This window comes from Flammeovirga pacifica, assembly GCF_000807855.2.
Classification (GTDB): Bacteria; Bacteroidota; Bacteroidia; order Cytophagales; family Flammeovirgaceae; genus Flammeovirga; species Flammeovirga pacifica.
Genome location: NZ_JRYR02000013.1, coordinates 1 through 914, shown reverse-complemented (window position 1 = coordinate 914; position 914 = coordinate 1). Strand labels below are relative to the sequence as shown.

Sequence of the window (914 nt, the reverse complement as noted above, 5' to 3'; positions counted from 1 at the left end):
ATCGTACCCCGCACATAAGGGACTTGCACCCTCTAGAAGATTATTATATCTTTAAAATAAAATAAGGCTGTGTCCATTTTGGGCACACACAATATCTAAACTCCATCCACCGGTCGACACGCCCGCTGGTCGTAGTTTAGCAATTTCGTTACCATGCGTTTAAAAGCATAGCAATCCTAATGATATATGGTTTATTAATTATTGAAACCTATAAAGACGCTATTTTTGTTGTGTATAGGAATTTCAAACAAAGAAAAAACTAGTTAAGAATGGAAAAAGTGTATCTGCAAGAGGCAAAGGATTTTATTAAACAATATCCTGAAATTGAGGAAAGGTTTAGCGGATGTTCTGAAGAGGAAATAAACGACTTGCAGGAGATATTGAATACTAAGATACCAGCTTCATTCAAAGAGTTTTTAATGTGGTTTGGCAAAGGTGGTGGACGTATTCTGAGAGGGACAGATTATTATTACAGCTATTTGTCTGGAGAAGCATATGAAGATTATAAAGAGGAAGGTATTATTCCGCACGACCATAATCTAAAGAAAGCAGGAATTGAAATTTTAAATAGGAACAAATTTGACGGAATAGCTTTACTTGAAGATTCAATTGTTTTTATGTGTCATCAAGGATATGTCATAGAATATATTAAAACAAATGAGGGCGAGAATCCACCTGTATATATATTTGTGGAGCAAGGAGATTGGTTAAAAAATGGCCCTACAATTTGGGCAGAATCTTTTAGTGAGTATATGATTAATATGTTGACACATGAAATTGACTCATTGAAAAAAATAGGACAACTATAAAAACGCATGGTAATCGAGTAGACCGCCCCGTCAGTAAAAACTGACAGGGAGAGCCTCTCACACCACCGTACATACGGGTCTCGTATACGGCGGTTGGCTACTTTT

The 914-nt window shown here is 36.3% G+C and carries 1 protein-coding gene; it reads left to right on the top strand.

Annotated elements, in window-relative coordinates:
* The first annotated feature begins 269 nt into the window (after positions 1 to 269).
* Positions 270 to 809, top strand: a complete 540-nt coding sequence (locus NH26_RS24895; RefSeq protein ID WP_044230000.1) for an SMI1/KNR4 family protein — start codon at positions 270 to 272, stop codon at positions 807 to 809.
* Positions 810 to 914: the final 105 nt, after the last annotated feature.

Bases quoted from the DNA above. Each gene is read 5' to 3' on its own strand.
- NH26_RS24895 (WP_044230000.1), top strand. From the start codon at position 270: ATGGAAAAAGTGTATCTGCAAGAGGCAAAGGATTTTATTAAACAATAT.